The sequence below is a fragment of the Anaerolineales bacterium genome, from assembly GCA_019637755.1.
Classification (GTDB): domain Bacteria; phylum Chloroflexota; class Anaerolineae; order Anaerolineales; family UBA11579; genus JAMCZK01.
This window is the reverse complement of sequence record JAHBVC010000002.1, coordinates 473,469-497,553: the sequence shown is the minus strand read 5'-3', so window position 1 is coordinate 497,553 and position 24,085 is coordinate 473,469. Positions and strand designations below refer to the sequence as shown.

The following is a 24,085-nucleotide window of genomic DNA, read 5'->3' as shown; positions in this document are numbered from 1 at the left end:
TGCCGCTTGCTGGCTCAGAATGACACTGGGTGGGTCAGTCAGCTTTTTGCAACTAGGGCATCACCCCAGATTGCTACGCTGCGCTCGCAATGACAGGCACTACTCAATCTCTCAGCGGCGTGGCGGGGTACTCCGGCTCGCCGTTGGCGGCCATCTCGGCGATGCGCGCCGCCAACGCCTGCTTGACGTGCGGCGGCACCATGCTGCTCACATCGCCGCCCAACGAGGCGACCTCGCGCACGGTGGTGGACGACAAGAAGCTATGCTCCTTGCTGGTGATCAGCGAGATCGTCTCCAGGTCGGGCGCCAGTTGGCGGTTGGCCAGGGCCATGCGGAACTCGTACTCAAAGTCAGAAAAGACGCGCAGGCCGCGTACGATCACCGCCGCGCCGATCTCGCGGCAGTAATCCACCGTCAGGCCGGCGTAGGTGGTGACGGTGATCTTCTTCTCATCCTTGAAGGTCTCCTTCACCAGCGCCACGCGCGTTTCGGTGGATAGCAGCAGGTTCTTCTGCGGCAGCTCATACACCGCCACCACGATCTCATCAAATAGCTTGGTGGCCCGCAGGGCAATATCAATGTGCCCGTTGTGGATCGGGTCAAAAGTGGCGGGGAACAATGCACGAATCATCAGCTCAAATCTCCCTTGCCGTCACGCGTGTAGTGGATCAGCGCCGCGGCGATTGGTTTGTGCTCCGGCTGGCTCAGCTCCGGGTCGGCGGCCAGCAGGGCTTGCGCCTGGCGGCGGGCTTTCTCGAGCAGGCGCGTATCGGTCAGCAGGCTCAATTGTATGTCACCAAAGCCTGCCTGCGCCATCCCCATAAACTGGCCCGGGCCGCGCTGCTCCAGATCGATCTGTGCCAGCTTGAAGCCATCCTGCGTACTGGCCAGCGCGGCCAGGCGTTGGTTTTCCAGGGCGTCTTCGCTATCCGGCACCAGGATGCAATAGGCCTGCTGGGTGCCGCGGCCCACCCGGCCGCGCAGTTGGTGCAGTTGCGCCAGGCCGAAGCGGTTGGCGCCTTCGATCAGCATCACGGTGGCATTGGGTACATCCACGCCCACTTCGATCACCGTGGTGGAGACGAGCACATCCAGTGCGCCATCGCGGAAGGCGCCCATCACCTGCTCCTTCTCTTCGGCACGCATGCGCCCGTGCAGCAGACCCAGCTTGAGTTGCGGAAAGACCTCTTTGCTCAGCCGGGCGTGCTCAGCCACCGCCGCCTTGGTTTGCGAGCTCTCGTTTTCTTCGATGAGCGGATAGATGATAAAGGCCTGGCGGCCGGCGGCGGCTTCCTGGCGGATGTAGTTGTATGCGCGGGCCACTTCGCGCGGCGCCAGCACATGGGTGTGCACGGGTTGGCGGCCGGGGGGCAGCTCGCTGATCGTGCTGACCTCCAGGTCGCCATACAGGGTGAGCGCCAGGGAGCGCGGGATCGGCGTGGCGCTCATCACCAGCAGGTGCGGGTTGTGGCCCTTGGCGCGCAGGGCGGCACGCTGGCCCACGCCGAAGCGGTGCTGCTCGTCGATCACGATCAGCTCGAGCGCATCGAAGACTACCGGGTCTTCGATGAGGGTGTGCGTGCCGATGATGAGCTTGATCTGCCCGCTGGCCAGCCCGGCTTTGATTTCGTCTTTCTCCGCCGCGCTGGTGGCGCCGATCATCAGGCGCATCTCCTCTGGCGCCAGCGGGCCGCCTTCCGCCGCCAGCAGTTGGCGCAGGCTGGCGTAGTGTTGCTCGGCCAGAATGCTGGTGGGCGCCATCAGCGCCGCCTGGGCGCCGCCGGCCGCCACCAGCGCCATGCACAGCGCCGCCACCACCGTTTTGCCTGAGCCGACATCGCCTTGCAGCAAACGGTTCATCGGGCGGCCCGAGGCCAGGTCAGCCAGCAAGTCCGCCAGGGCACTTTGCTGTGCCCCGGTGAGGGTATAGGGTAGGCGTGCGGTTTGCGCCGCCAGCCAACCGGGGGCGGGGCTGAAGGGGCGGGCACGCTCGCCCTGCCAGATGCGCTTCTGGATCAATACGGCGAGCTGAAGCAGGAACAGTTCGTTGAAGGCCAGGCGCAGCTTGGCCGCTTCGAGCTGTTCCTGCGAATCCGGAAAGTGTACCTGTTGCAGCGCATCGCTATATGACAGCAAGCCCGCAGTGGCTAGCAGGCTGGCCGGCAACAGATCCGGCAGGCGCGGCGCCCAATAGCTCACCACCTTTTTCATCAGGCCGCGCAGCCAACGCTGGCGGATATCGGCGGTGAGCGGGTAGACCGGCACAATGCGATGGGTGTGCTGGGTATCTGCCAGGGCGTCTTCGTCTTCCAGCTTTTCCCACTCGGGGCTGTTCAAGGTCAGCCGGCCGAGGTATTGGTCGATCTTGCCGGAGAGCACTACCTCTTCGCCCTCGTGAAAATTCTTGTACATCCACGGCTGGTTGAACCAGATCGCCCGCAGTGCGGCGCTGCCATCATCCACCACGATCTCGAAGACTTGCTTGCCGCGCGGTGGGCCGTGGCGGCCCTTGCTCTTCACCGTGCCGATCACGGTGACCACCTGCCCAAATTTCAACTGGCGAATGGGCACGCGCTGGCTGTAATCGTCGTAGCGGCGCGGGAAGTGATAGAGCATATCGCCCAGGGTATAGATGCCCAGCTTCTCCAGCCGTTCGGCGTTCACTGGGCCCACGCCGTCGAGCGCGGTGGTGCTGGCCGCCAGGGCGGCTGGCTCCCCTTCGATCTTGGCGCGCCGCGCCGGCGGCTTGCTGCGCCGAGTGGCGGGCTTGGCGGCCGCCGCCTCGGCTGGCTTGGGGGGCTGCGCTTTCTTTTGTGTTGTGGGGCGTGGGTTGGCGCTTGGCCCGCGGCGCCGCGGCGCTGCTTTGGCCTTGGCCGTCGTTTTCGCCTGGCTGGCGGCCGCGGGCGGCTTGCCTTGCACCGCGTGCCAGGCCGCTTTCAGTGCGGCGGCCCGGCCTGCCGGGTCGAGGCGGCTGTAGTTGTGCAGGTGCTGGCTGATCGCCAGCACCTGTGCTTCGTCTACGCCTTCGGCGCGGGCGTTGCCGGCCCATAGGGGCAGCATCTTTTCCAGCCCACCCAGCACGGCACGGTCATCGTAGCCGCGCGCGGCTTCGAGGCGAAAATACTTCCTCAGGGTGCTGAGGGCGGGGTGCATGAGGGGATTCTACTGGGAATTGCGTGCGGCTATCGGTATGTGGTGATTGACAACCAAGATTGGAGTCATGTTTTTCGGGTTAGAGACAGCTGGATTCCACGGGATTATGTATTTGTTCTACAAACATCCCCTGCGCTCTCCATGCGGATATTCTTTCAAACTTTCCTGGGAGTACGAGCGTGTCAATGTTTAGGGAGAGATCAATCTGTTCATGCAGTGCCATCCTTTGCATCTCTGTGTGAAGCGAGGATAAAGAGTTATGTAGATTCGAGAGAAAGACAGGCTGGCTCATCGTAGGATCCCACAGCACATACCAAAATTGGTTATCTGCTGTGCGAAAGATGTCAAACAATTTCATTCAACCCTCTATGGCTACTTGAGCGGAGATTCAATGAATTTGAGAATAACTTTCCACTCTGCTACTTTTTGCTGAAAGCTCATGCTTGTATTTGCTCCACTTGGAGAGGGTAGCACATGGAGTACCTTGGCTGGTGCAACCACATGCTTCTCGTAAGCGGCGAGCGCTTTTTGACCGAGAAAAAAGACATGCTGGATTTGAGGGTGCTCGGCATAGAAGGCCGCAAAGTCGTTTGGGACTTCTTGACTGATGTACTTATCCAGGCTGGAAGGGGCAGGGTGGGGTGCGTCAGTTTCTCTACTACAGGCTTTGAGCACATCCCAAAGGGCAATACCGTTCGCTAGAAGCAATTGTTTGCGGACAGAGTAATCATCAGAAAATTCTTGGTTCAGTAGCGTAAAGAGGATCTTCCAGAATTGGTTTGTATTATTTGCAAAATAGGTGTTGGTCTGTAACGATTTTTCGCCGGGCATTGTGCCAAGTAGAGCAATGCTGCTGGATTTGTCAGAAATTGGGGGAAACGATTCGATTCGCATCTAGCTACGTATGGCAAACAAGCCCAGCGAGCGCGGCCCGATGAAGCTGGCCAGTGGGGCGTTGATGATCTGCTCGCTGATCGGGGTGGTGTAGCCCTCTTCGGCCAGGCGCTCGCGCAGGGCGCGCGTCTCGGCTTCGAAGGCGGGGGCGCCTTGCAGCAGCGCCAAGTGGCTCAAGTCAGTGAACTCGGAGAGGAACTCATACATGGCGTCTACCAGTTGGCGCGTGTTGCGCGCTTTTTGGGTGGGCACCAGTTGGCCGTTATCCAGAGTGAAGACCTGCAAAATGTCTAGATACTCGCCCACCACCGCCTGCGAATGGTTGACCTGGCCGCTGCGCTCAAGGTAGCTCAGCCCGGGCACGCACAAAATACCGAAGACGTTGGGCACCAGGCCGCGCACATACAGCTCCAGCTCCGCCAGCCCCATGCCAGCGGCGCTGGCGGCCGCGGCGGCCTGTACCAGCAGGCCCAGCCCCAGCGAGGTGGTCAGGCTATCCACCACGCGCACGGCCACTTTACCGTGCACGCTGCCCGCCGCCGCCTGGGCTTCTTCTTCGATCGCGCTGAAGTGATTGGAATGCAACAGGGTGAGTACGCCGGCATGGCTGGGGCCAAGCTGGCGGAACACGGCTTCAAAATCGGCCGCGCGCGGCGCCACCAACTGTGGCACGGGGGAGGGGTCGTTGGCGCGCAGGCTGGCCGGGAAGTGGCTGGCCTTCAGGCGCTCCGCTTCGGTGGCGCGCGGTGGCTGCCACTGCGGCGCCAGGATGTGCACCAGCTCCCGGCCCGGAAAAACCGGGCTGGGGAACGAGACGGTGCTATCGGTAAGAATGGCGACGGGCATGCCAGGCTGCGGGCTTATTCCACCGCGAAGATGAATTGGTAGTGAGGTTGCCCGCCCTGTTGCACTTCAATTTCCTGGTCAGGGTATTGCTGGCGAATGGTATCCGCTACCGATTCAGCCACCTGGGCTTCTACCTCTTCGCCGTAAAAGATCGAGAGCACTTCCATGGCTTCAAACTGCATCTCTTTCAGCAGGTCGAGGCTGGCTTTCTCTACATCCTCGGCGGCTACTTTGAGCTTGCCGTTGTGCAGGCCGATGATCTGGCCGTCTTTCACTTTCACGCCGTCGATCTCTACGCTGCGCGTGGCGGTAGTGACCTCACCGGTTTGCACGCTGTTGGCGGCTTTGGTCATCGCATCGGCCACTGCTTGCAGCTCACCCTTGGGGTCCCATACCAGCATGGCGGCGATGCCCTGCGGCACGCTGCTGGTGGGCAGCACGATCGCTTCCTTGACGGTCAGCTCGGCGGCCGATTGCGCCGCCAGGGCAATGTTCTTGTTATTGGGCAGGATGATGACCTTGTCGGTTGGCAAATTCTCAAACGATTTGAGAATATCGGCCGTGCTGGGGTTCATGGTTTGGCCGCCCTCGATGATCGCCGCCACACCCAGATCGGCAAAGTGGCGTGCGATCCCGGCGCCGGGCGCCACGGCCACCACGGCGATCTGGCCGGCGGCGATGGGGCGCACGGTGTACTCACCGCGGCCCTTGGCCTGGGCGGTAATGTCATCCATCTGCGCCATCAGGTTCTCGATGGCCACGTTGGTGACGGTGCCCAAGCCCATGATGTAATCGATCGGTTCGTAGCGCTTTTCCGTGGGCACGTGGATATGCATGCGGAACATGCCTTCGCCTTCGCCCACCTGGATCGAGGTGCCCATCTTCTCCAGCTCGGCGTAAAACTCCTGCAGGGCCAGTTCGCCCTTGGGGCGGAAATCCACCACTACTTCGTAGTCCTGGCCTTCTTCCACTGCTTCCAGTGAATTCTCCAGGTTCAGCGCGGCAATCGGGGCGATGATGCTTTCGGCATTGCGCACCTGCTGGCCGCGTACCCAGCGCAACATGCCTTCGATGAGGAAGTACAGCCCCTTGCCGCCCGAATCGACCACGCCGGCTTCTTTGAGGATCGGCAGCAGCTCGGGCGTGCGGCGCACCGAGGCATCGGCGGCCTTGAGCACCGCTTCCAGCAGGGTGATCGGGCTGTCCACGCCGTTGGCGATGGCTTCTTCAGCCGCGCTGGCCATATCCTTGGATACGGTCAGGATCGTGCCCTCCACCGGGCGCACGACACCTTTGTAGGCCGTGTCGCGCGATTCGCTGAAGCCACGCGCCAGATCGGCGGCGCTGAGCGTATCCTTGCCCTCGGCGGCGCGGGCAAAGCCGCGCCACAGTTGCGAGAGGATCACGCCGGAATTGCCGCGCGCCCCCAGCAGGGCGCCGCGCGCCACCGCTTCGAGCACTTTGCCCGCTTTGCTCTCGCTGGATTTTTGCATCTCTTCCATGGCCGATTTCATCGTCAGCACCATGTTGGTGCCGGTGTCACCATCCGGCACGGGGAAGACGTTCAAGGCATTCACGGATTGCTTATTGGCTTCCAGCCAGCCAAAGCCGGCCTGTGCCAGGCTACGGATGCCGTTGCCGTCTACCGGGCGATGCTGCAAGATGTTGGCGCGGTGAGCGCGCGCATGAGTGGTTTCTGACATGCTGAGACCTGCTTCTTCGTTGAATTTTAGTCTGCGCTGAACCGCAGCCCCTGAACATGCACGTTGACATGCTGGATCGGCAGCCCCAGCGCCTTTTCCACGTTGAAGCGCACGCTCTGCGCTACGCTGGCGGCGATGGTTTTGATGTTGGTGCCGTATTCCACCACGATATAAAGATCAATATGAATGGCATCATCGCTATAGCTCACTTCGATCCCGTGGGTGGGATCCTTGACGATGAAGTGGCTCACGCCATCCAGAAAATTTTTGGCGGCCAGCCCCACCACGCCGTAGGATTGCACGGCGGCCTGGTAGGCAATGGTGGCGACGGCGCGCGACGAGACCTGAATACTGCCACGGGGAGTGTTATCTGCAGTCATTGTCATCCTAGGTAAGAGAGGTGCGCAGCGCCTGAAGGCCGGCGGCGATGCCCTGTGGGTGGGTGAAGATGGCGTTGCCAGCGACGAAGGCCGCCGCCCCGGCGGCATAGCAGGCCGGCAGGGTGCTGGCGTCGATGCCGCCGTCCAGCTCGATCTGGGTGGCTAGGCCGCGCGCCTGGATGGCCGCTTGCAGGGCGCCGATCTTCTCCAGGCTTTCCGGGATGAAGGCTTGCCCGCTACGCCCAGGGTTGACGCTCATCACCAGGATGATGTCGGCCTCGGCCAGGTAGGGCAGCACCGCCTCGACCGGGGTGGGCGGGTTGAGCGCCAGGCCGGCCCGGCAACCCAGGGCGCGGATGGCGCGCAGGCTGGCGGCGGGGTCAGGGCTGGCTTCCACATGCACATGGATGTGATCTGCCCCGGCGGCGGCAAACGAGGCCAGCATGCCGTCCGGCGCCTGCACCATCAGGTGCACGTCCAGCGGCAATTGGCTGTGCGTTTTGCACACCTGCGTCACCAGTTGGCCCATGGTGATCGGCGGCACAAAATGGCCATCCATCACGTCAATATGCAGCCAATCAGCGCCGGCCGCTTCGGCGGTGGCGATTTGCTCAGCCAGATGGCCAAAATCTGCACTCAGGATGGATGGGGCGAGGATTGGCTTAGACGCCATTGGAGAATTATAACTGAGGTACTTCTGAGGGCCGGTCTCGGCTTGTCGCGTAGGCTTAGTAGCAAGTGTCTGCTAGCTTTGTGGGGAGAATGCAATTTCATAGGCAGAGAGAGAGTTTTCTTCTTATAGGCACATGGCTATAGGGGGTGATGTGCAAAAGGAGAGACATGTATCCGGGGCTATGAGAAATTCATCCGTGGACCAGTTTTAAACATCGGATTTCTAGAAAGCATCGTCTTTACGAGAGTAAAGTTTTGTAGACAGGAAAAGATTTGTCGTTCCGAATAACGCGTCTGGAGGGAATTTAAAAAGCTGACATTTTCTCTGTGGACCTGAAGGGCATTGCCGCTCAGCAAGTGAAAGTAAAGGCGCCTAATAGAACTGTAATCTTCCTGAGTTGAATCTAGTTTAGAGAGCGCCTGATAAGTTTGTGCTACTGCTTCTAAATGGCTAGGACATAGTATTGCTAACAACAACGAACTCGAAAGTGGAACGTAGATTTCAATCCCTTTTACAGCAACCCCCAGATTGCCGTATGGACGCATGTCTATCTCATTGTGCAATGCAATTGGGTTGTCTGAAAAATAGAAGGGATTTGTTTCGGTGGTTTCGAACAAACACCAAGTTTTGTCTAAAAGATGAGGAGAGATATCCTCTATAAAGGAAGGTAAAGATAGTATTGCTATTTCTTTCGCATCTTGGTCGTTGTTGAATAACTCCTTTGTTTTATCTGGGTCGAAGCCCATTTGTTTAATCTTTGACTTGAGTTGTTTGTTCATGAATATAAGATTGTGTCTCGTGTGAGTTCCCCTTGCCATTTGAAGAGCAATAAACTCTGCAAAAGCGATTCTCTCTTTGGAAGAAAGTATGCCGACTGACTTCCTTCTTGTTACTTTTTCGAGAATCTGACTTGCCCTACTTTCAAGGACGCTTAAACTGGGTTCTAACGAGATACTGACTTTACCTGCACCCAAATTGTAGAAATCTCGCTCAGAGGCCACATTGCCTACATTGCTTATGTAGACATCTTCTGCATTCTTGTCAAAAACAAAAACTTTGTCTTTTTGACCAGAGATGGCAAAATTCCTAAGCCAGAATTGAGGAACATAGTGCTGTCTTTTGGTCCGTGTCTTAGACATTATTGCAGCGGCGGGTTATAGACCAGATAGACCCACATCCAGAACGGCAACAGGCCGCCCACGGCCAGCGCGGCCAGCAGCCCCAGGGCCACCGCTACCCAGTCCGTCGGGCTTTGCTCGCCGCTTGGGGGCGCGGCGGCTTCGGCCAGCGGCACCCCAATGGTGGGCGCATCGGCTGCCTGGCTTTGCGCAGCCACTTGTGGCGCGGCAAAGGTTAGCAGCACGCGCCCCAACTGGTCCGCGGTGCGATAGCGCGCCGCGGGCTCCTTGGCCAGCACTTTGAGCATGATCTCGTTGAGCGCCGGGGGGATGCGCGGGTTGAGCTGGTTGGGGGGGATGGGCTGCTCAAAGCGGTGCTGGCGGCCGAGCTCCTCAGGGCTCTTGCTGGTGAAGGGTAACTGGCCGGTGAACATCAGGTACATGATCACGCCCATGCTGTAGACATCCGAGGCGGGCGAAGGCGGCCCGCCGCCGGCCTGCTCGGGGGCGAAGTACTGGGGCGAGCCCCACACCACCTCTTGCGCTTCGTTGGGGTTGATCGAGGCCAGCGCCCGCGCAATGCCGAAATCGGTTACCTTGACGCGGCCATCCGGCGTCACCAGAAAATTGTGCGGCTTGATGTCGCAGTGCACCAGCCCGGCACGGTGGGCATAGCCCAGCCCTTTGCAGGCCTGGATCACGATCGGAATGCCCTCCTCCAGCGAATACAGCCGTTTTTGCTTGATCAGCGTATTCAAGTCGGTGCCGGGCACATACTCCATGACGATAAACAAGCGTTCCTCGTCGTAGCCGAAGTCGTAGACGGTGACGATGTTGCTATGGCTGAGGTTGGCGGCGGCTTTGGCCTCCTGGCGGAAACGTTCGCGGAAGCCGGCGTCTTTGGAATAATCCTCGCGCAGCACCTTGATGGCCACATCGCGCTCCAGCATCAGGTCACGGCCGCGATAGACGCTGGCCATGCCGCCTTTTTCCAGGAAGTCTTGCAATTGGTAGCGCTTGTTCAGCAATACGGTTTCAGCCATGCACCGATTTTATCGTACCGGGCCTGGTTCGTTACGGTGCATAGTGCGGCGGCGTCCGCTGCGTGTTAGAGCACAGCCTGCCCAACAGCCTGGATAGCTCGCGCACACGCGCCGGGGCGGACGTAGTATCCTTGGCGCTGTGGACTGGCAAACCCTCTTGCAGCGATTGCGGCCCTATGCCACCCGGCGCGTGCTGTGGGCCGGCGTGGCGCTGGCGCTGCTGCTCGGCAGCTTGGCTGCCCTGGGCCTGTTCTTCTATCTGCCCGCCAGCCGTGTAGAAGCCCCCGCTGCGGCGCTGACCTGGATCCCCGGCCCCACCAATACCCCGGCCCCCAGCGCCACCCTGGTGCCCACCTCAACGCCCACGGCGGTCTACGAGCCGCCGGCACGCGGCGAGATGGGGGTGGGGGCGTATGTGCAGATTATCGGCACCGAGGGGCGTGGGCTGAACATTCGCAGCGCCCCCGGCCTGGCCACCACGATCCAGTTCCTGGCCTATGACGCCGAAGTATTCGTGGTACAAGATGGCCCGCGCGAAGTGGACGGACTGACCTGGTGGTACATCGTGACCCCGGTGGATGCAGCCCGCGCCGGCTGGGCCGCCGGTACCTATCTTGAAGTGGTTGTTCCACAGGAATAAATAGACTAGAAAGGAAGTGATTCGTGAGAGGTGGACAGTGGGCAGCGAAGATGCTTTGCCTGCTTACTCATCACTACTCACGGTTCACTAGCACACATGACTGAAATCATCCCCAAATCCATCACCGCCAACCGCGCCGCCGCACGGCTCAATATCGAGTGGAACAATGGCCGCGCGGTGAGCTACCCCTTCGAGTTGTTGCGCAATGCCTGCCCCTGCGCACAGTGCCGGGGCGGCCATGAGAACATGAAGCCCGAGCCGGACCCGGGGGTCTTCATCATCCCCTTGATGAGCGCCAACGCCACGCGCTTGGTGGGCATTGAGGCGGTGGGCAACTATGCCATCAACGTAGAGTGGGAAGACGGCCACAAGTACGGCATCTACAACTGGCACTATTTGTTGGCCCTGGCCGACGAAATGGAAAAGCAGGCTGCCCAAGGCGGTCACTAACAACAAAAACCCCGCCGGATGGCGGGGTTTTGCTTTCTAGCTTAGCTAGCCTTAACTTTGATGGTCTTGGCTTTGGCCGCTTCGGCCTTGGGCAGAGTGAGGTGCAAGATGCCATCCTTCACTTCGGCCTGGGCCTTCTCGGCCACTACGGGCACCGGCAGCAGGATCGAGCGGGCATAGGCGGCGTAGCGCTGTTCCCGCAGGTGATAGGTCGCCTCCTGCTGCTCTTCCTCGTGCTGGCTTTCTGCACGGATGGTGAGCGTATCGCCATGCACCTGCACATCGACATCTTCGGGCTTTATACCCGGCAGCACCGCCTTGACGTGTACGTCCTGGTCGGTTTGGTAGAGATCCACCAGCGGAGTGGCATGGCCGTTCTGGGTGACGGGGGTGAAGAAATTATCGTCAAAGAGACGATCCCAACTACGGCGCATATCCATTAGCTCCCGAACGGGATCCCAGCGAACAAGATTTGCCATAATTCATGCCTCCTGTACATGTTTTTTTTGGCGTTCAGCCAAAGACATCTTAGGAAACAAAAATTAAACCAACGCAAAATTTTGATCTGAAAATCGTTAAAAAAAGCTGCGCCGGGAAACAGGCGCAGCGTTCAGGCAGGTGCAGCGGTGAAGCGCTAGGTACTCTTCTTGCGCTTGGCCTCGGGCTTGGCCTCTTCCTGTTGGCGCTTGAAGTCCACGAAGCGGTAGCCAACGCCGCGTTCGGTGAGGATGTACTTGGGGTTGGCGGGGTCCTTCTCCAGCTTCTCACGCAAGTAGTTGACGTATAGGCGCACGTAGTGCGGCTCGTCGCGGTACTCGTAGCCCCATACCTTGGCCAGAATCTGATCGTGGGTTACCACCCAGCCCGCATTCTGCACCAGGTGATAGAGCAGGCGGTATTCGGTGGGGCGCAGCTTCACCAGCTTGCCGTCCACCCACACCTCGCGGCGATCGAAATCCAGCTTGAGGCGCTCATCCACCTGGATGATGCCCTCGCTGCCGCGTTGCGCCTCGGTGCGGCGCAGCACGGCGCGCACGCGGCTCACCAGCTCGCGCGGGCTGAACGGCTTGGTGACGTAGTCATCGGCGCCCAGCTCCAGGCCGCGCACGCGGTCATCCTCTTCGGATTTGGCGGTGAGCATGATCACGGGCACGTCGTTGTTCTCGCGGATCAGGCGCAACACTTCAAAGCCATCGATGTCCGGCAGCATCACGTCCAGCACCACCAGATCGGGCATGCTCTGGCGCAGCTTGTCCATGGCTTTTTTGCCGGTGAAGGCTTCTTCCACCTGGAAACCGTCTTGCTCCAGGTTGAGGCGGATGAAGCGCACAATGCGCTCTTCATCGTCCACCACCAGGATACGTTTGTTGGTCAGTTGTGTCTCAGTCATAGTCAGAAATTGCATTATCCACAGATGAACGCAGATATTCAAACCGATACATCGGATACATCTGTTTTTGCATCTGTGTGTATCTGTGGATTTAGGTTATTCCCTCACAAAGCCAATGATCTCGTCATCGCCGCCGGTGGGCAGGATCTCGATAAAGCTGATGCGGCTCCACGGCCAGAACACCGTGGTCACATCGCTCTGCAAGTAGTGCAAATCTTTGCCGTCGCGCTTGCGTGGGTTTTGCACGCGCAGCAGCGTATCCGCTGCCGCGGGCAGCTCTTCGATCTCGCCCACCACCGGGTCTTCGTTGTGCAAATGGATCAGGACAGTATGCGGCATCTTAGTCACCGGTGAGGGCCTGGACGCTGAGGCGGCCAAAGCGCAGCACATCCTTGTTTTGGATGGAGTAGGGCTGGTGCGGGGCCAGCTTGTCGTTATTCAGGCGGGTGCCGTTGGCGGAGCCAAGATCGGTGATCAGGATCTCCTCGGCCTGGATGCGAATGCGGGCGTGCAGGCGCGAAACGCCGGATTCATAGGCGGCGTACGGCTCCAGGTCCACATCCGGCAGGATCGATTGGCCGGAGCTGACCCGCCCGACGATAAACTCGCCGGGGCCGGCCAGCGGCAGGATCTGGCCGGTGCGAATAATGTGCAGATTGAGGCGCGCCGGGCCGTTGGGGCGCATCAGGGTGCCGCTGGTTTGCAGGCGGGTTGTGGTGAGCCCGCCCAGGCTGCTTTCCATGGGCATGGTGCGCAAGCCCTCTTCTGAAATCAGCTTGGTGCCGCAATCCGGGCAGAACAACGCTTCCTGTTCCTGCTGCTTGCCGCACCCTTGGCATACCACGATCACGCTTGGCCTCGTTTCTTGCGCCCTTCAAAGTCATCCACCAGGGCGCGTGTGCCGTATTTTATCTGTTTTCCCTCTTTCTCACCCAGTGGGGCACCCTCCTTTAAATCATCCGCGGCCAGCAGCACCGTGCGCGCCAGGCTGCGCTCGCCTTGCGAGAGCAGCCGGGTGGCGAGCATGCGCATGCGCTTGGCGGCGCCTTCGGGGTCGCCATTTTCCAGTTCCTGGCGGGCGTGTTCCTGCATGCGGTATAGCGAGAGCTTGCCAATCGCGCCGATCAGCGTCGCCGGCGGCGCTTCGGGCTGGGTCGGTTCGGCGATCGGGCGCATCAAACGGAAGCGCGCCGAGTTGGACGGCGTGGGGCGGCTGGGCACATCCAGGCTGAGGCGCCCCTCGGCCAGCACAAGCTCGCCGCTTGCGGCGCCGCGGCTGTCGAGCTCGAACTCGAGGAGCACGCTGAGGCTGTCGTTCTGGGGCACGTTGCCGAGGAAGATCGGCTGCTCCAGCGACACCGGGCCCAGATCCGGCGAGAGGCGAAACACATACTTGAGCTGGCTCATCGGCGTGTTGCTGTAGCTCAGCTTGACGTTGTTGGCGTAGCTCAGGCTGAGGGTGTGCAGGCGGCGTTCCAGCAGCGTGTGAATCTCGGCGCTTTTGTCGGCGTACATGCTGCTGCCGCCGGCGCGCGCCACCAATTGATCGATGAATTCTTCGTTCCACGCATCGCCAATGCCGATGGCGCTGATCGGGATGCCCTGGTGGGCGGCATCGGCGGCCAGCGCCAGGCTGGCGGCTTCGTCTCCGTAGGTGCGCCCATCGGTGATCAGCACGATGTGATTGACGGCACTGGCGCGCTGGTGGCGCAGCACTTCGCGCAGGCCGGCCTTGAGGCCCTGATAGATCTCGGTGCCACCGCTGGCTTGCAGGGTGCTCAGCCGTGAGAGCAGGCGTTGGATATCCAGCCCGGGCTGGGCGGGGATGACCACCTGGGCGCGATCATTGAAGGTGACCAGCGATAGGATGTCGTGCTCGCCCAATTGCTCAACGAACTGGCTGGCCGCCTTGACCACCTGGCCGAGGCGCGCCCCGGCCATCGAAGTGGATACGTCCAACACCAGGGCAACGTTGAGCGGCGGTTTGCGGCGGCGCTCTTCTTCGCTGGCGCTGGGTTTGAGGTCAAGCAAGACATAGATCACCTGGCCGGGCTCATCCGGCGTGATCTGCGGGCGGCTGTACAGCGCGTTCACCATCAGCGCGGGCGGCGCGTCAATATCTTCCGGCAGCGTGGCGTCGTACTCACGGCGTTTTTGTGGGTCTTGCAGGGTGTCAAAAGCTTCCTGCACCAGCAGGAACAACTCGTTGGCGCCGGTGTGCTTGTTGGTATCGGGGTGGAATTGGCGGGCGGCGCGGCGGTAGGCGCGCTGGATCTCATCCTGGCTGGCATCGCGCGGGATGCCCAGGCGGGCATAGTAATTATCCAGGTAGCTGGTAGCCATCGCTGGGCTGTATTGTAGTGCAGCCCTGGCGCCTGCGCTCAGCCGTGGGTACTAGTGGACGAGGCGCGCCAGCACGACGGAGATATTGTCTGGCCCGCCGGCGGCGTTGGCGGTCTCCACCAGGTGCAGGCAGGCCAGGTAGGGGCTGGCGGTGGCGTTGACGATGGTCTGGATGTCGTCTTCGTCGACATAGCCCCACAAGCCGTCTGAGCACAGCAGCAAGAAACTATTGGGGGAGAGGGTGCCACTGAAGAAATCCGCCTGCACCAGATCGCCCTGGCCCAGGGCGCGGTAGAGCACCGATTTTTGCGGGTGGTCGGCCGCTTCGGCTTCGGTGAGCTGGCCCATCTCCTGCAGGCGGCGCACCAGGGTGTGATCGTTGGTAAGCTGCTGCATGCGCCCATCGCGATGCACCAGGTAGGCGCGGCTATCGCCCAGGTGGGCGATGACCAGTTGAGTGCCCACCACCAACGCCGCGGTGAGTGTGCAGCCGCCGCCGGGGGCGGCGCGTTTGACGGCGCGGTGCGCTTCGTTCACGGCGCCTTCCATTAGCTCGCGCAGCGATTCTTCCGCGGGCTGCGGGTCTGGCCCGAACAGCGGCTTATACAGGCGCTGCATCAGGTACTGGCCCAGGGCGCGCACGGCCGTCTCGCTGGCCACTTCGCCGCTGCGGTGGCCGCCCATGCCATCGGCAATCACATACAGGCCCAGCGGCAGGCTGCTGTTGGCGGCCCCGAGGGTGCCGTTGAAGCACAGCAAGCTATCTTCGTTGTTCTCGCGGCGCTGGCCCTGATCCAGGGCGCTACCGGCGATCAGGTGAATGTACTTGCCGTCGCGTTCGCCGTTGGCCAGATCCCACACCTGTGCCTCGCTCAACGGGGCGGTGGCGGCGTTGCTGGGCAGCGGGGCGGAGACGGGCTTTTTCTTGCGGAAGAGGTTCTTGAAGAAATTCATTGAGGTCTCTTTGCTATGCCAGGAAGGCATATACGCGCTTATCAGTGGAACCAATAAAGATCATGTCGTCATGCGCTACCGGCGTGCCGGTGATCGGCCCTTCGGTCTGGTAGCGCCAGCGCAGGCGCCCGCTGGCCGCGTCGAGGCAGTACAGGCTGCCGTCCACCGAGCCGCAATACACCGCATCGCGATGCACGATCGGTGAGCCATTCACCTGGTGTTCGGTGGTGTAGCGCCACAGTTCTTTGGCCGAGCGCGTGTCAATTGCATAGATGATGTGGTCGGCCGCCCCGGTGTAGAGCACGTTGCCGGCGATGGCCGGGGTGCAGATGCTGCCCTTGCCGAGGCGGAAGCGCCACACGGCCCAGCCGGAGTTGGCGTCCAGCGCGTAGAGCGTGCCGTCCATCGAATTGAAATACACCACGCCGTCTTGCAGCACGGGCGAGGAGGTGATGGCGCGTTTGGCCTTGAAGCGCCACTTCGGGTCGCCGCGGAAATCAGTGGCGGTGAAATCGCCCGCTTCGGAGCCAAAGTAGATGTGCTCGTTGCCGACCCACGGCGTGGAGCGCACCGGCGAGCCGACCTCGGAGCGCCAGGCCAGGCGCCCGCTGCTCAGGCTCACCGCGTGCAGGCTGCCGTCGTCTGAGCCGATGAATACGTGGCCCTCGGCAATGCGCGGCGAGGAGCGCACCGGCCCATCCGTGTAGTGCGTCCATACTACTTTGCCGGAACGGGTGGAGATGACATGCAGGCGCTTATCTTCAGAGCCGAAGTAGATATTGTTGTCAAAGATGGCCGGCTTGCTGGCAATGCCGCCATCCGTGGGGTACTTCCACTTGAATTCGCCGTTGGCGGCATCCAGCGCGTAGAGGTTGTTGTCGTAGCAGCCAATGTAGAGCGTGCCGTCATGATAGCTAGCGGAGCTGCGCAGCTCGTCCTCGGCCTGAAAGCTCCACAGCGGCTTGACGCCCACGCCGCGGCTGGGCATACCGCCGCTCACCGCCGTGGGGATGCTCAGGTTGAGCAGCGTGCCGGTCTTGCGCGCTACATTGATCAGCGCTTCCTTCATTTCAATGGCGCTGTCGTAGCGGTCTTCCGGCTTGTACTCCAGAGCGCGTTCCACCACCGCGGCCAGCTCACGGCTGACGTTGGGGTTGATCTCGCCGATCAGGCGTTCGCCGAAAGAGAAGGGCGCTTCCAGTTGCGGGTCGCGCAGCGTCAGCAGATGGTGCAAGGTAGCGCCCAGGGCGTAAATATCCACCTTGGGCGTGGCCTCACCGCGGTACTGGTCTGGCGGCGAGTAGCCCTGCGTGCCGACCATCGTGTTCTTCTGGCCCGACTCAAACACCTTGGCGATGCCAAAATCCACCAGCGCAATATGGTTCTGCAGTGTGTTCATAATGTTGGAGGGCTTGATGTCCCGGAAGATGATCGGCTCCGGTTTGTGGCTGTGCAGATAATCCAGCACGTCGCACAGCTCCACCGCCCAGGCGAGCACTTGCTCTTCAGGAAAGAAGCCGCTGGTTTCGGAGAGCAACTGCTCCAGGTTCTTGCCGTGGATAAATTCCAGCACCAGGTAGGCGCGCTCGCCAATGGTGAAGTAATCGTAGATGCGCGGAATGGAAGGGTGGCGCAGCGTGGCGAGGATGTTGGCCTCGCGCTCGAAGATCTGGAAGATGTTCTTGCGCACCAGCGGATCGGTCACCTGGCTGATCATCTCCTTGATCGCCACCAGGCGGATAGCCTTGAAGTTCTTGTCGCGGGCGCGGTACACCGAGCCCATGCCGCCGATGCCTACGATCTCCTGGATCTCGTAGCGCTCCTGCAGCACTTCCCCCTGACGCAGTTGGCTATGGCGGCTGGCGTTCTCGGAAATATCCAGGTTGCGGGTGGGTTGATCCTCGCTCAGGGTCGCTCCTCGGCCCAGTGGGCCTGGTGAGCGATTATAGCCCTCAGCCCCGTTCTGCGCTGGCTGCCCTCGCCCCGATATGGATTTGCGTATAGTCCTCACTCTCCATTGGGATAGGGGAGGTGAACAGTACGCCAAGAGTTAATTCAATGGGAGGGTTAGTTGATACATCACTGGTTTAGAATTGCCCCATGCTGATCCTCACCGCCAATGAAGTCCGCCAGGCGCTGCCGATGCATGAGTGCATCGCCGCCATGAAGCAGGCCTATGCCGCGCTGTCTGGCGGCGCTGCCGAGGTGCCGCTGCGCTCGCGCCTGAACGTGGCCCCGCACGAGGGCCTGAGCATCCTCATGCCCGCCTTCGTGGACGGTGCGTCGGTTGCAGAGCAGGCGTTGGCCGTCAAGTTGGTCTCGCTGTTCAACAAGAATCCATCCCGCGGCCTGCCGCTGATCAACGCCGTGGTGCTGGCCTTCGATCCGGAGACGGGCGCGCTGCAAGCCATCCTCGAAGGCGCGGCGGTCACCGCCATCCGCACCGGCGCCGGCTGCGGCGCCGCCACGGATGTGCTCGCCCGCCCGGATGCGTGCACGGTAGCGGTCTTCGGCGCTGGCGTGCAGGCCCGCACGCAGTTGGCCGCCGCCTGCGAAGTGCGCGATATCCAAACCGCGTGGGTGTATTCGCCCAACCCGGAGCAGGCCGCCGCCTTCATCGCCGAGATGGCCGGGGTGGGGCGCATTCCCAAAGACTTGCGTGCCGCCGCCAGCCCGCAAGAGGCGGCCGCCAACGCCGACATTATCAGCACTGCCACCACCAGCCCCACACCCGTCTTCGCCGCCGCCGATGTGCGCCCCGGCACGCACATCAACGCCGCCGGCTCCTATACCGCCGATGCGATAGAGGTGCCCAGTGAGCTGGTATCGCGTGCGTACGTCACCGTAGACAGCCGCTCGGCCACGCAGGCCGAGAGTGGCGAGATTGCCATGACCCTGCAACAGGGTCTGATGGCCGCTGACGATATTCACGAGATCGGCGCGGTGCTCAACGGCCAGGCGGCCGGGCGCAGCGCCGCCGAACAGATCACCTTCTTCAAATCTGTGGGCGTGGCCGTGCAAGATGCCATGGCCGCCCGCGTCGCCGTTGCCAATGCCCGCAAACTGGGCATTGGCACCCAGGTAGCCTGGTAACCGCTTCATCAAGGAGAATGCGTTGAGTCTTCCCAAAACAGCTTCAGTGGTCATCATCGGCGGTGGCGTCATGGGCGCCTCGGCCGCCTATCACCTCGCCCAGCGCGGCATCAAAGATGTGGCGCTGCTCGAGAAGGATGAATTCTTCGGGCAGGGCGCTACCGGCCGCTGCGCCGGCGGCGTGCGCTACCAGTTCGGCACCGAGGTCAATATTCGCCTCAGCCTTGCCAGCCTACCCATGCTGGAACGCTTCCCGGAAGAGATCGGCCAGGAGGTGGATTACCGCAAGTGTGGCTATTTATTCCTGCTCACCAACGATGCGGACATTGCCGTCTTCAAAAAAAATGTCGCCCTGCAAAACAGCCTCGGTGTAGACACCCAATGGCTCTCCGGTGATGAGATCCGCGCTCGCTTGCCGCAAATGAATCTGGATGACGTGCTCAAAGGCACGTACAACGCCGCTGATGGCCTGTGCGACCCCAACAGCGTGGTGATGGGCTACATCAACGCCGCCACCAAGCTGGGCGCTACCTGCCTCGGCAACATCGAGGTCACCGGTCTGCAAGTCGAGGGTGGTGCCATCACCGGCGTGCACACCAACCAGGGCAGCATCGCGGCCCCGTTGGTGCTCAACGCCGCCGGCCCGTGGGCCGCGCCCATCGGCAAGATGGCCGGCGTAGACATTCCGATCATCCCGGTGCGCCGCCAGATCGTCACCACCACGCCGCTGGCCGGCATCCCCGCTGATTTTCCCTTCGTGATCGATTTTGCCAAGTCGCTGTATTTCCATCGTGAGGGCGAAGGCTTGCTTACCGGCATGTCCAATCCTGACCAGGCCCCGGGCTTTGACCAGAACGTGGACCCCGAATGGGAACTGGTGCACATGGAAAATGGCGTAGCGCGTTTACCGCTCTTGGAGCAGGCCGGCTTGGCCAGCCATTGGGCGGGCCTCTACGAAGTCACGCCGGACGCCCATCCTATCTTCGGCGCAACGCCAGTACAGGGCTTCTACCTCGTGGGTGGTTTCTCTGGCCACGGCTTCATGCACGGCCCGATTGCCGGCAAGCTGATGACCGAGATCATGCTGGATGGTGCCGCCACCTCGGTGGATGTGTCCGCACTAACCCTCGACCGCTTCAGTGGCGACTCGCTCAAAGAGTACAACGTCGTCTAGGGAAGCGCATGACTGTCTTTGCGAGGAGATTAGGAGCTGCACGAAGTGCAGCTCCTAATTGACGAAGCAATCCCCAAGTCAATTTGTATTCAAGCGTGGGGATTGCTTCGTGCGCAGGCAAGCCTGCGCCTCGCAAAGACGGTGATGTTGGTTTGCAATACTAAAGCTTACAAATTCCCCACAGTTTCTCGATTAGGATAGTGCTATGCCCTCCGCAGAAATCCTTACCATCGGTACCGAGCTGCTGCTCGGTGAAATCACCGATACCAACACCCAGTACTTGGCGCGCCAACTGCGTGACGCCGGCATTGACCTGTATTACACCTCCACCGTGGGCGACAATGAGCAGCGTATTGCCGATGCCGTGACCCTCGGCCTCAGCCGCTCAGACATCCTGCTGTGCACCGGCGGCCTCGGCCCCACGGTGGACGATGTCACGCGTGAAGGCATTGCCCGCGCCCTCGGCGTTGTGCTTGAATTCCGCCCCGAGCTGTGGGAGCAAATCGAGGCGCGCTTTGCGCGCATGAAGCGCACGCCCAGCGAGAACAACAAGCGCCAGGCCGAGCTGCCCGTGGGCGGCCGCAGCCTGGAGAACGCCGTGGGCAGCGCCCCCGGCGTGCTGGTGGAACATAACGGCAAAGTGGTCATCGCCGTGCCCGGTGTGCCCAGCGAAATGCGCTACCTCTACGAGCACGGCATCCTGCCCTACTTCAAAGAACGCTTCGGCCTCACTGGTGTCATCCGTGCGCGCGTGCTGCACACCGCCGGCGTGCCCGAATCGCAGATCGATCAACACCTGGCTGACCTGGAGCGCCAGACCAATCCCACCGTGGGCTTGGCGGCCCATGCCGGCAGCGTAGACGTGCGCCTCACCGCCAAGGCCGAGAGCGCCGAGCAGGCCGCCGAGATGCTGGACACCCTCGAGGCCGAAGTGCGCCAGCGCCTGGGTGACTGGGTGCACGGCGTAGACGAAGAGACCCTCGCTCGCGCCGTATTGCGTGAAGTGGCCCAGCGCAAGCAAACCATCGCCGTACTGGAGAAGGGGCTCAATGGCGCCATCGTCAAAGCCTTCACCGGCGAGGGCAACGCCTTCGTTGGTGGCGAGGTGCTGCATGCCACGCTGCGCACTGAGCCGCTCAAGCTGGCTGCCACAGAGTACGCCTCCAAAGTGCGCGCCGATCTGGTGCTGGCGGTTGAGCTGCGCGCCACCAAAGACGGCAGCCACGAGCTGGAAATCTTCATCACTGGCCTCAAAATTTCACACCATGTCGCCTTCCCCTACGGCGGCCACACCACCCAGGCCGCTGGCTGGGCCACCAGCCTGGCGCTGTCTTTCCTGCGGCGCAAGCTGCTGGATGAGGTAAACTAGGCCAATTTAATTTCAAGCACTTATTGGCTTGCCTCGCTTGGCAAGATTATCGAAAGGGAAATGATTGGCTACTAAAGCAGACCTAATCCTTACTAACGCCCACGTCCTCACCATGAATGAGGAGATGCACCAATTCCCCAAGGGCGCCGTCGCCATCCTCGGTGACAGCATTCTGGCCGCCGGGCCGGAAGATGAAATCCTGAAAGAGTACGAATCCGCAGACAAACTGGATTGCCGCGGTAAAGTGGTGATGCCCGGCCTGGTCAACGCCCACACGCACGTGCCCATGACTCTGCTGCGCGGCCTGGCGGATGACCTGCGCTTGGATGTGTGGCTGATGGGCTTCATGATCCCGGTGGAGCGCGAATTCGTCACGCCTGACTTTGTGCACCTCGGCACCTCCATCGGCTGCGCCGAATACATCCGCTCCGGCATCACCAGCTTCGCCGACATGTACTACTACGAGTCCACCGTGGCCGAAGCGGCCGCCGCCGCCGGCATGCGCGCCGTGTGCGGGCAGACCATCATGAAGTTCCCCACGCCAGACGCCAAGTTCTACGAAGAGTCGCTGGCGTACACGCGTGAATTCATCCAAAAATGGAAGGGCCATCCGCTCATCGTGCCCGCTGTCTCGCCGCACGCGCCTTACAGCAGCACCGAGGAGCTCTTGCGCGCCTCCGCTGCCCTGGCGGTGGAGTTTGATGTGCCCCTGCACACCCACATTGCCGAGACCTCCTTCGAGGTCGAGAACGCCCGCAAAGAATGGGGTATGCCGGTTGTGCCTTACGTCAAGAAGCAGAATCTCTTTGACGCCAAAGTACTCGCCGCCCACTGTGTGCACCTCGACAAAGGTGAGATCAACACCTTCGCCCACTACAACGTAGGCGTCTCGCACAACCCTTCGTCCAACATGAAGCTGGCCTCCGGCGCTGCGCCGGTCAATGAGATGCTGCGCGCCGGCCTCAACGTCGGTATCGGCACCGATGGCCCCGCCTCCAATAACGACCTCGACATGTTTGAGGAAGTGCGCCTGGCCGCCTTCCTCGCCAAGCTGCGCGAGAGTGACCCCACTGTGCTGCCCGCGCAGACTGCGCTGCTCATGGCTACCCGCCTCGGCGCGCAGGCCATGCATATCGGCGACATCACCGGTTCGCTGGAGCCCGGCAAGCGTGCTGACCTCATCGTGGTGGATATTGACACCCTGCACGCCTCGCCGCACTTCAGCCGAGACCCCAACAGCACCTATTCGCAGATCGTCTATGCCGCCAAGTCCACAGATGTGACCGATGTCATGGTCAACGGCAAGTGGCTCATGCAGAGCAAGCAGCTCACCACGCTGGATGAGACTGCGTTGCTCGAACAGGCTGGCGAGCTGGCCAAGAAGATTGACAAATTCCTCATCGCCCGTGAGAAGTCCGTGCTCACCAAGCTCATCGCCATCGGTGGTGCCACGCAGGAAGAGAGCTTCGAGGCGCAACTCAAAGTGCCGGTGGAAGACCCCGAGCCCGTGGTGGCCGCCCTGCAGCATCCCGAGATCAAGATCGTGTACCAACGCCACTATCACGAGTACGACAGCTATTTCATCTTCCCCTCGGATGAGAAGTACATCCTGCGCTATCGTGAAGACGTCTTCCTCAAGGAGAACGGCCAGCCTGACCACTCGCGCTATCGCCTGACCCTGATCGGTGACTCGCACGAGCGGGATCTGCCCAGCGAGGTGGTGCTCTCACGCAGCCGCTACCTGGCACCGGCGGACCAAAGCTTGCGCTTCTACCGTGAATACTTCCAACCCGAACGTGAGGTCGAGGTCGAGAAGGACCGCCGCCGCTGGCTGGTACGCTTCCGCGACACCGATTTCTACGTCAACGTAGACCGCATGGACACGCCGGCCCTGGGCAGCTTCGTAGAGATCAAGAGCCGCACCTGGAGCCAGCGCGATGCGGATGCCAAGGCCAAGCTCATCGTTGAGCTGGCCCAGTTGCTTGGCCTGTCTACAGACACCGCCGAGCCACGCGATTACCTCAAGATGACCCAAGGGTAACCCTAGCCTAAAACAAAAAGAGCGCAGCCATTGGCTGCGCTCTTTTGTGTTGTCATCGCTAGCCGCCGAAGGCGGCTTAAATGCAGCCGCAGGCTGCGTATTTAGTCAATACCCAGGTAGGCCTTCTGCACTGTTTCGTTCTTGGCCAGTTTGTCGGCCTTGTCGGTCAGCACGATCTCACCGGTCTGCAGCACATAGCCGCGGTGGGCGATCGCCAGCGCCATGCTGGCGTTTTGCTCCACCAGCAGCACGGTGGTGCCATCCTGGTTGATCTCTTTGATGGTGTCGAAGATGCCGTCCACCAGGATCGGCGCCAGGCCCATCGAAGGCTCGTCGAGCAGCAGCAGCTTGGGCTGCGCCATCAGCGCCCGGGCGATCGCCAGCATTTGCTGCTCGCCGCCGGAGAGCGTGCCGGCCACCTGCTTGCGGCGCTCCTTCAGGCGCGGAAAGCGCGTAAAGGCGCTTTCTTTGTTGCGCTCAATGCGCGCCTTATCGTTGTCGATATAGGCGCCCATTTCGATGTTCTCTTCTACCGTCAGCTTGGCGAACACACCGCGGCCTTCGGGCACCATCGAGATGCCCTTGTAGACCAGTTGGTGGGCCGGGTACTTGGCCAGGTCTTCGCCGTTCAGTTTTACGTTGCCTTCGCGCGGCTTCAGCAGCCCGCTGATCGTGCGTAGCGTGGTGGTTTTGCCCGCACCGTTACCGCCGATCAGGGTCACGATCTCGCCCTCTTCCACCGAGAGCGAAATGCCCTTGAGCGCGTGGATCTTGTCGTAGTATGTGTGAATGTTGGAAACTTCAAGCATGGCCATGGGGCT

At 61.2% G+C, this 24,085-nt stretch carries 23 protein-coding genes; 6 read left to right on the top strand and 17 right to left on the bottom strand.

Annotation, left to right across the window (positions count from 1 at the left end):
- Window positions 1-103 precede the first annotated feature (103 nt).
- From coaD to KF821_10300, 9 genes are all read right to left on the bottom strand, one after another.
- Entirely contained in the window at window positions 104-631 is a 528-nt protein-coding gene (coaD, locus tag KF821_10340; GenBank protein MBX3006208.1) for a pantetheine-phosphate adenylyltransferase, read from the bottom strand.
- On the bottom strand, window positions 631-3,153 hold the full coding sequence (gene recG, locus KF821_10335) for an ATP-dependent DNA helicase RecG (GenBank protein ID MBX3006207.1): 2,523 nt from the start codon (window positions 3,151-3,153) through the stop codon (window positions 631-633). Before recG ends, coaD begins: the two co-directional genes overlap by 1 nt.
- A 372-nt stretch (window positions 3,154-3,525) precedes the next feature.
- Window positions 3,526-4,047 carry a DNA-deoxyinosine glycosylase gene (locus tag KF821_10330; GenBank protein MBX3006206.1) on the bottom strand — a complete coding sequence of 174 codons (522 nt, stop codon included), beginning with the start codon at window positions 4,045-4,047 and terminating at the stop codon, window positions 3,526-3,528.
- Entirely contained in the window at window positions 4,048-4,893 is an 846-nt protein-coding gene (locus tag KF821_10325) for a DegV family EDD domain-containing protein (protein MBX3006205.1), read from the bottom strand.
- Between the two features lie 14 nt (window positions 4,894-4,907).
- Window positions 4,908-6,596 (bottom strand): DAK2 domain-containing protein, encoded by a 1,689-nt coding sequence (locus KF821_10320; protein ID MBX3006204.1) that lies wholly within the window; start codon window positions 6,594-6,596, stop codon window positions 4,908-4,910.
- A 26-nt stretch (window positions 6,597-6,622) separates the two neighbouring features.
- Window positions 6,623-6,976, bottom strand: a complete 354-nt coding sequence (locus KF821_10315; protein ID MBX3006203.1) for an Asp23/Gls24 family envelope stress response protein — start codon at window positions 6,974-6,976, stop codon at window positions 6,623-6,625.
- Window positions 6,977-6,983: 7 nt separating this feature from the next.
- Entirely contained in the window at window positions 6,984-7,649 is a 666-nt protein-coding gene (gene rpe / locus KF821_10310; protein ID MBX3006202.1) for a ribulose-phosphate 3-epimerase, read from the bottom strand.
- A gap of 179 nt (window positions 7,650-7,828) precedes the next feature.
- Window positions 7,829-8,788, bottom strand: coding sequence for a DUF4238 domain-containing protein (locus KF821_10305; GenBank protein MBX3006201.1), 960 nt, complete (start codon window positions 8,786-8,788; stop codon window positions 7,829-7,831).
- Entirely contained in the window at window positions 8,788-9,810 is a 1,023-nt protein-coding gene (locus KF821_10300; GenBank protein ID MBX3006200.1) for a serine/threonine protein kinase, read from the bottom strand. Before KF821_10300 ends, KF821_10305 begins: the two co-directional genes overlap by 1 nt.
- Window positions 9,811-9,949: 139 nt before the next feature.
- Between KF821_10300 and KF821_10295 the strand changes: the two genes are divergently transcribed.
- Window positions 9,950-10,450 carry a hypothetical protein gene (locus tag KF821_10295; GenBank protein MBX3006199.1) on the top strand — a complete coding sequence of 167 codons (501 nt, stop codon included), beginning with the start codon at window positions 9,950-9,952 and terminating at the stop codon, window positions 10,448-10,450.
- A 96-nt stretch (window positions 10,451-10,546) separates the two neighbouring features.
- Window positions 10,547-10,900 carry a DUF971 domain-containing protein gene (locus tag KF821_10290; protein MBX3006198.1) on the top strand — a complete coding sequence of 118 codons (354 nt, stop codon included), beginning with the start codon at window positions 10,547-10,549 and terminating at the stop codon, window positions 10,898-10,900.
- 41 nt (window positions 10,901-10,941) lie between these two features.
- On the opposite strand, the gene KF821_10285 is transcribed toward KF821_10290, so the two are convergent.
- The 7 genes from KF821_10285 to KF821_10255 all read right to left on the bottom strand — a co-directional run bounded on the left by KF821_10285 (window position 10,942) and on the right by KF821_10255 (window position 17,370).
- Window positions 10,942-11,379, bottom strand: coding sequence for an Hsp20/alpha crystallin family protein (locus KF821_10285; protein ID MBX3006197.1), 438 nt, complete (start codon window positions 11,377-11,379; stop codon window positions 10,942-10,944).
- 155 nt (window positions 11,380-11,534) lie between these two features.
- Entirely contained in the window at window positions 11,535-12,290 is a 756-nt protein-coding gene (locus tag KF821_10280; GenBank protein ID MBX3006196.1) for a response regulator transcription factor, read from the bottom strand.
- Window positions 12,291-12,386: 96 nt separating this feature from the next.
- Window positions 12,387-12,629, bottom strand: coding sequence for a hypothetical protein (locus tag KF821_10275; protein MBX3006195.1), 243 nt, complete (start codon window positions 12,627-12,629; stop codon window positions 12,387-12,389).
- Between the two features lies 1 nt (window position 12,630).
- A complete protein-coding gene (locus KF821_10270; GenBank protein MBX3006194.1) occupies window positions 12,631-13,140 on the bottom strand; it encodes an FHA domain-containing protein in 510 nt (169 codons plus the stop codon).
- A complete protein-coding gene (locus KF821_10265) occupies window positions 13,137-14,633 on the bottom strand; it encodes a VWA domain-containing protein (GenBank protein ID MBX3006193.1) in 1,497 nt (498 codons plus the stop codon). The genes KF821_10270 and KF821_10265 overlap by 4 nt, the downstream gene beginning before the upstream one ends.
- A gap of 51 nt (window positions 14,634-14,684) precedes the next feature.
- Complete coding sequence (locus KF821_10260; protein MBX3006192.1) at window positions 14,685-15,587, bottom strand: serine/threonine-protein phosphatase; 903 nt, start codon at window positions 15,585-15,587, stop codon at window positions 14,685-14,687.
- Window positions 15,588-15,600: 13 nt separating this feature from the next.
- Complete coding sequence (locus tag KF821_10255; protein ID MBX3006191.1) at window positions 15,601-17,370, bottom strand: PQQ-binding-like beta-propeller repeat protein; 1,770 nt, start codon at window positions 17,368-17,370, stop codon at window positions 15,601-15,603.
- A gap of 317 nt (window positions 17,371-17,687) precedes the next feature.
- Here KF821_10255 and KF821_10250 point away from each other — a divergent pair, with 317 nt between their 5' ends.
- The 4 genes from KF821_10250 to KF821_10235 all read left to right on the top strand — a co-directional run bounded on the left by KF821_10250 (window position 17,688) and on the right by KF821_10235 (window position 23,264).
- Window positions 17,688-18,680: a hypothetical protein gene (locus KF821_10250; protein ID MBX3006190.1), complete on the top strand. Its 993-nt coding sequence runs from the start codon at window positions 17,688-17,690 to the stop codon at window positions 18,678-18,680.
- A 22-nt stretch (window positions 18,681-18,702) separates the two neighbouring features.
- Window positions 18,703-19,854: an FAD-binding oxidoreductase gene (locus KF821_10245; GenBank protein MBX3006189.1), complete on the top strand. Its 1,152-nt coding sequence runs from the start codon at window positions 18,703-18,705 to the stop codon at window positions 19,852-19,854.
- A gap of 205 nt (window positions 19,855-20,059) precedes the next feature.
- Entirely contained in the window at window positions 20,060-21,223 is a 1,164-nt protein-coding gene (locus KF821_10240) for a CinA family nicotinamide mononucleotide deamidase-related protein (GenBank protein MBX3006188.1), read from the top strand.
- A gap of 112 nt (window positions 21,224-21,335) precedes the next feature.
- On the top strand, window positions 21,336-23,264 hold the full coding sequence (locus tag KF821_10235; protein MBX3006187.1) for an amidohydrolase family protein: 1,929 nt from the start codon (window positions 21,336-21,338) through the stop codon (window positions 23,262-23,264).
- Between the two features lie 101 nt (window positions 23,265-23,365).
- On the opposite strand, the gene KF821_10230 is transcribed toward KF821_10235, so the two are convergent.
- The gene (locus tag KF821_10230; GenBank protein MBX3006186.1) at window positions 23,366-24,079 is read right to left on the bottom strand and encodes an ABC transporter ATP-binding protein; all 714 of its coding nucleotides are present in this window, start codon (window positions 24,077-24,079) and stop codon (window positions 23,366-23,368) included.
- Window positions 24,080-24,085 lie beyond the last annotated feature (6 nt).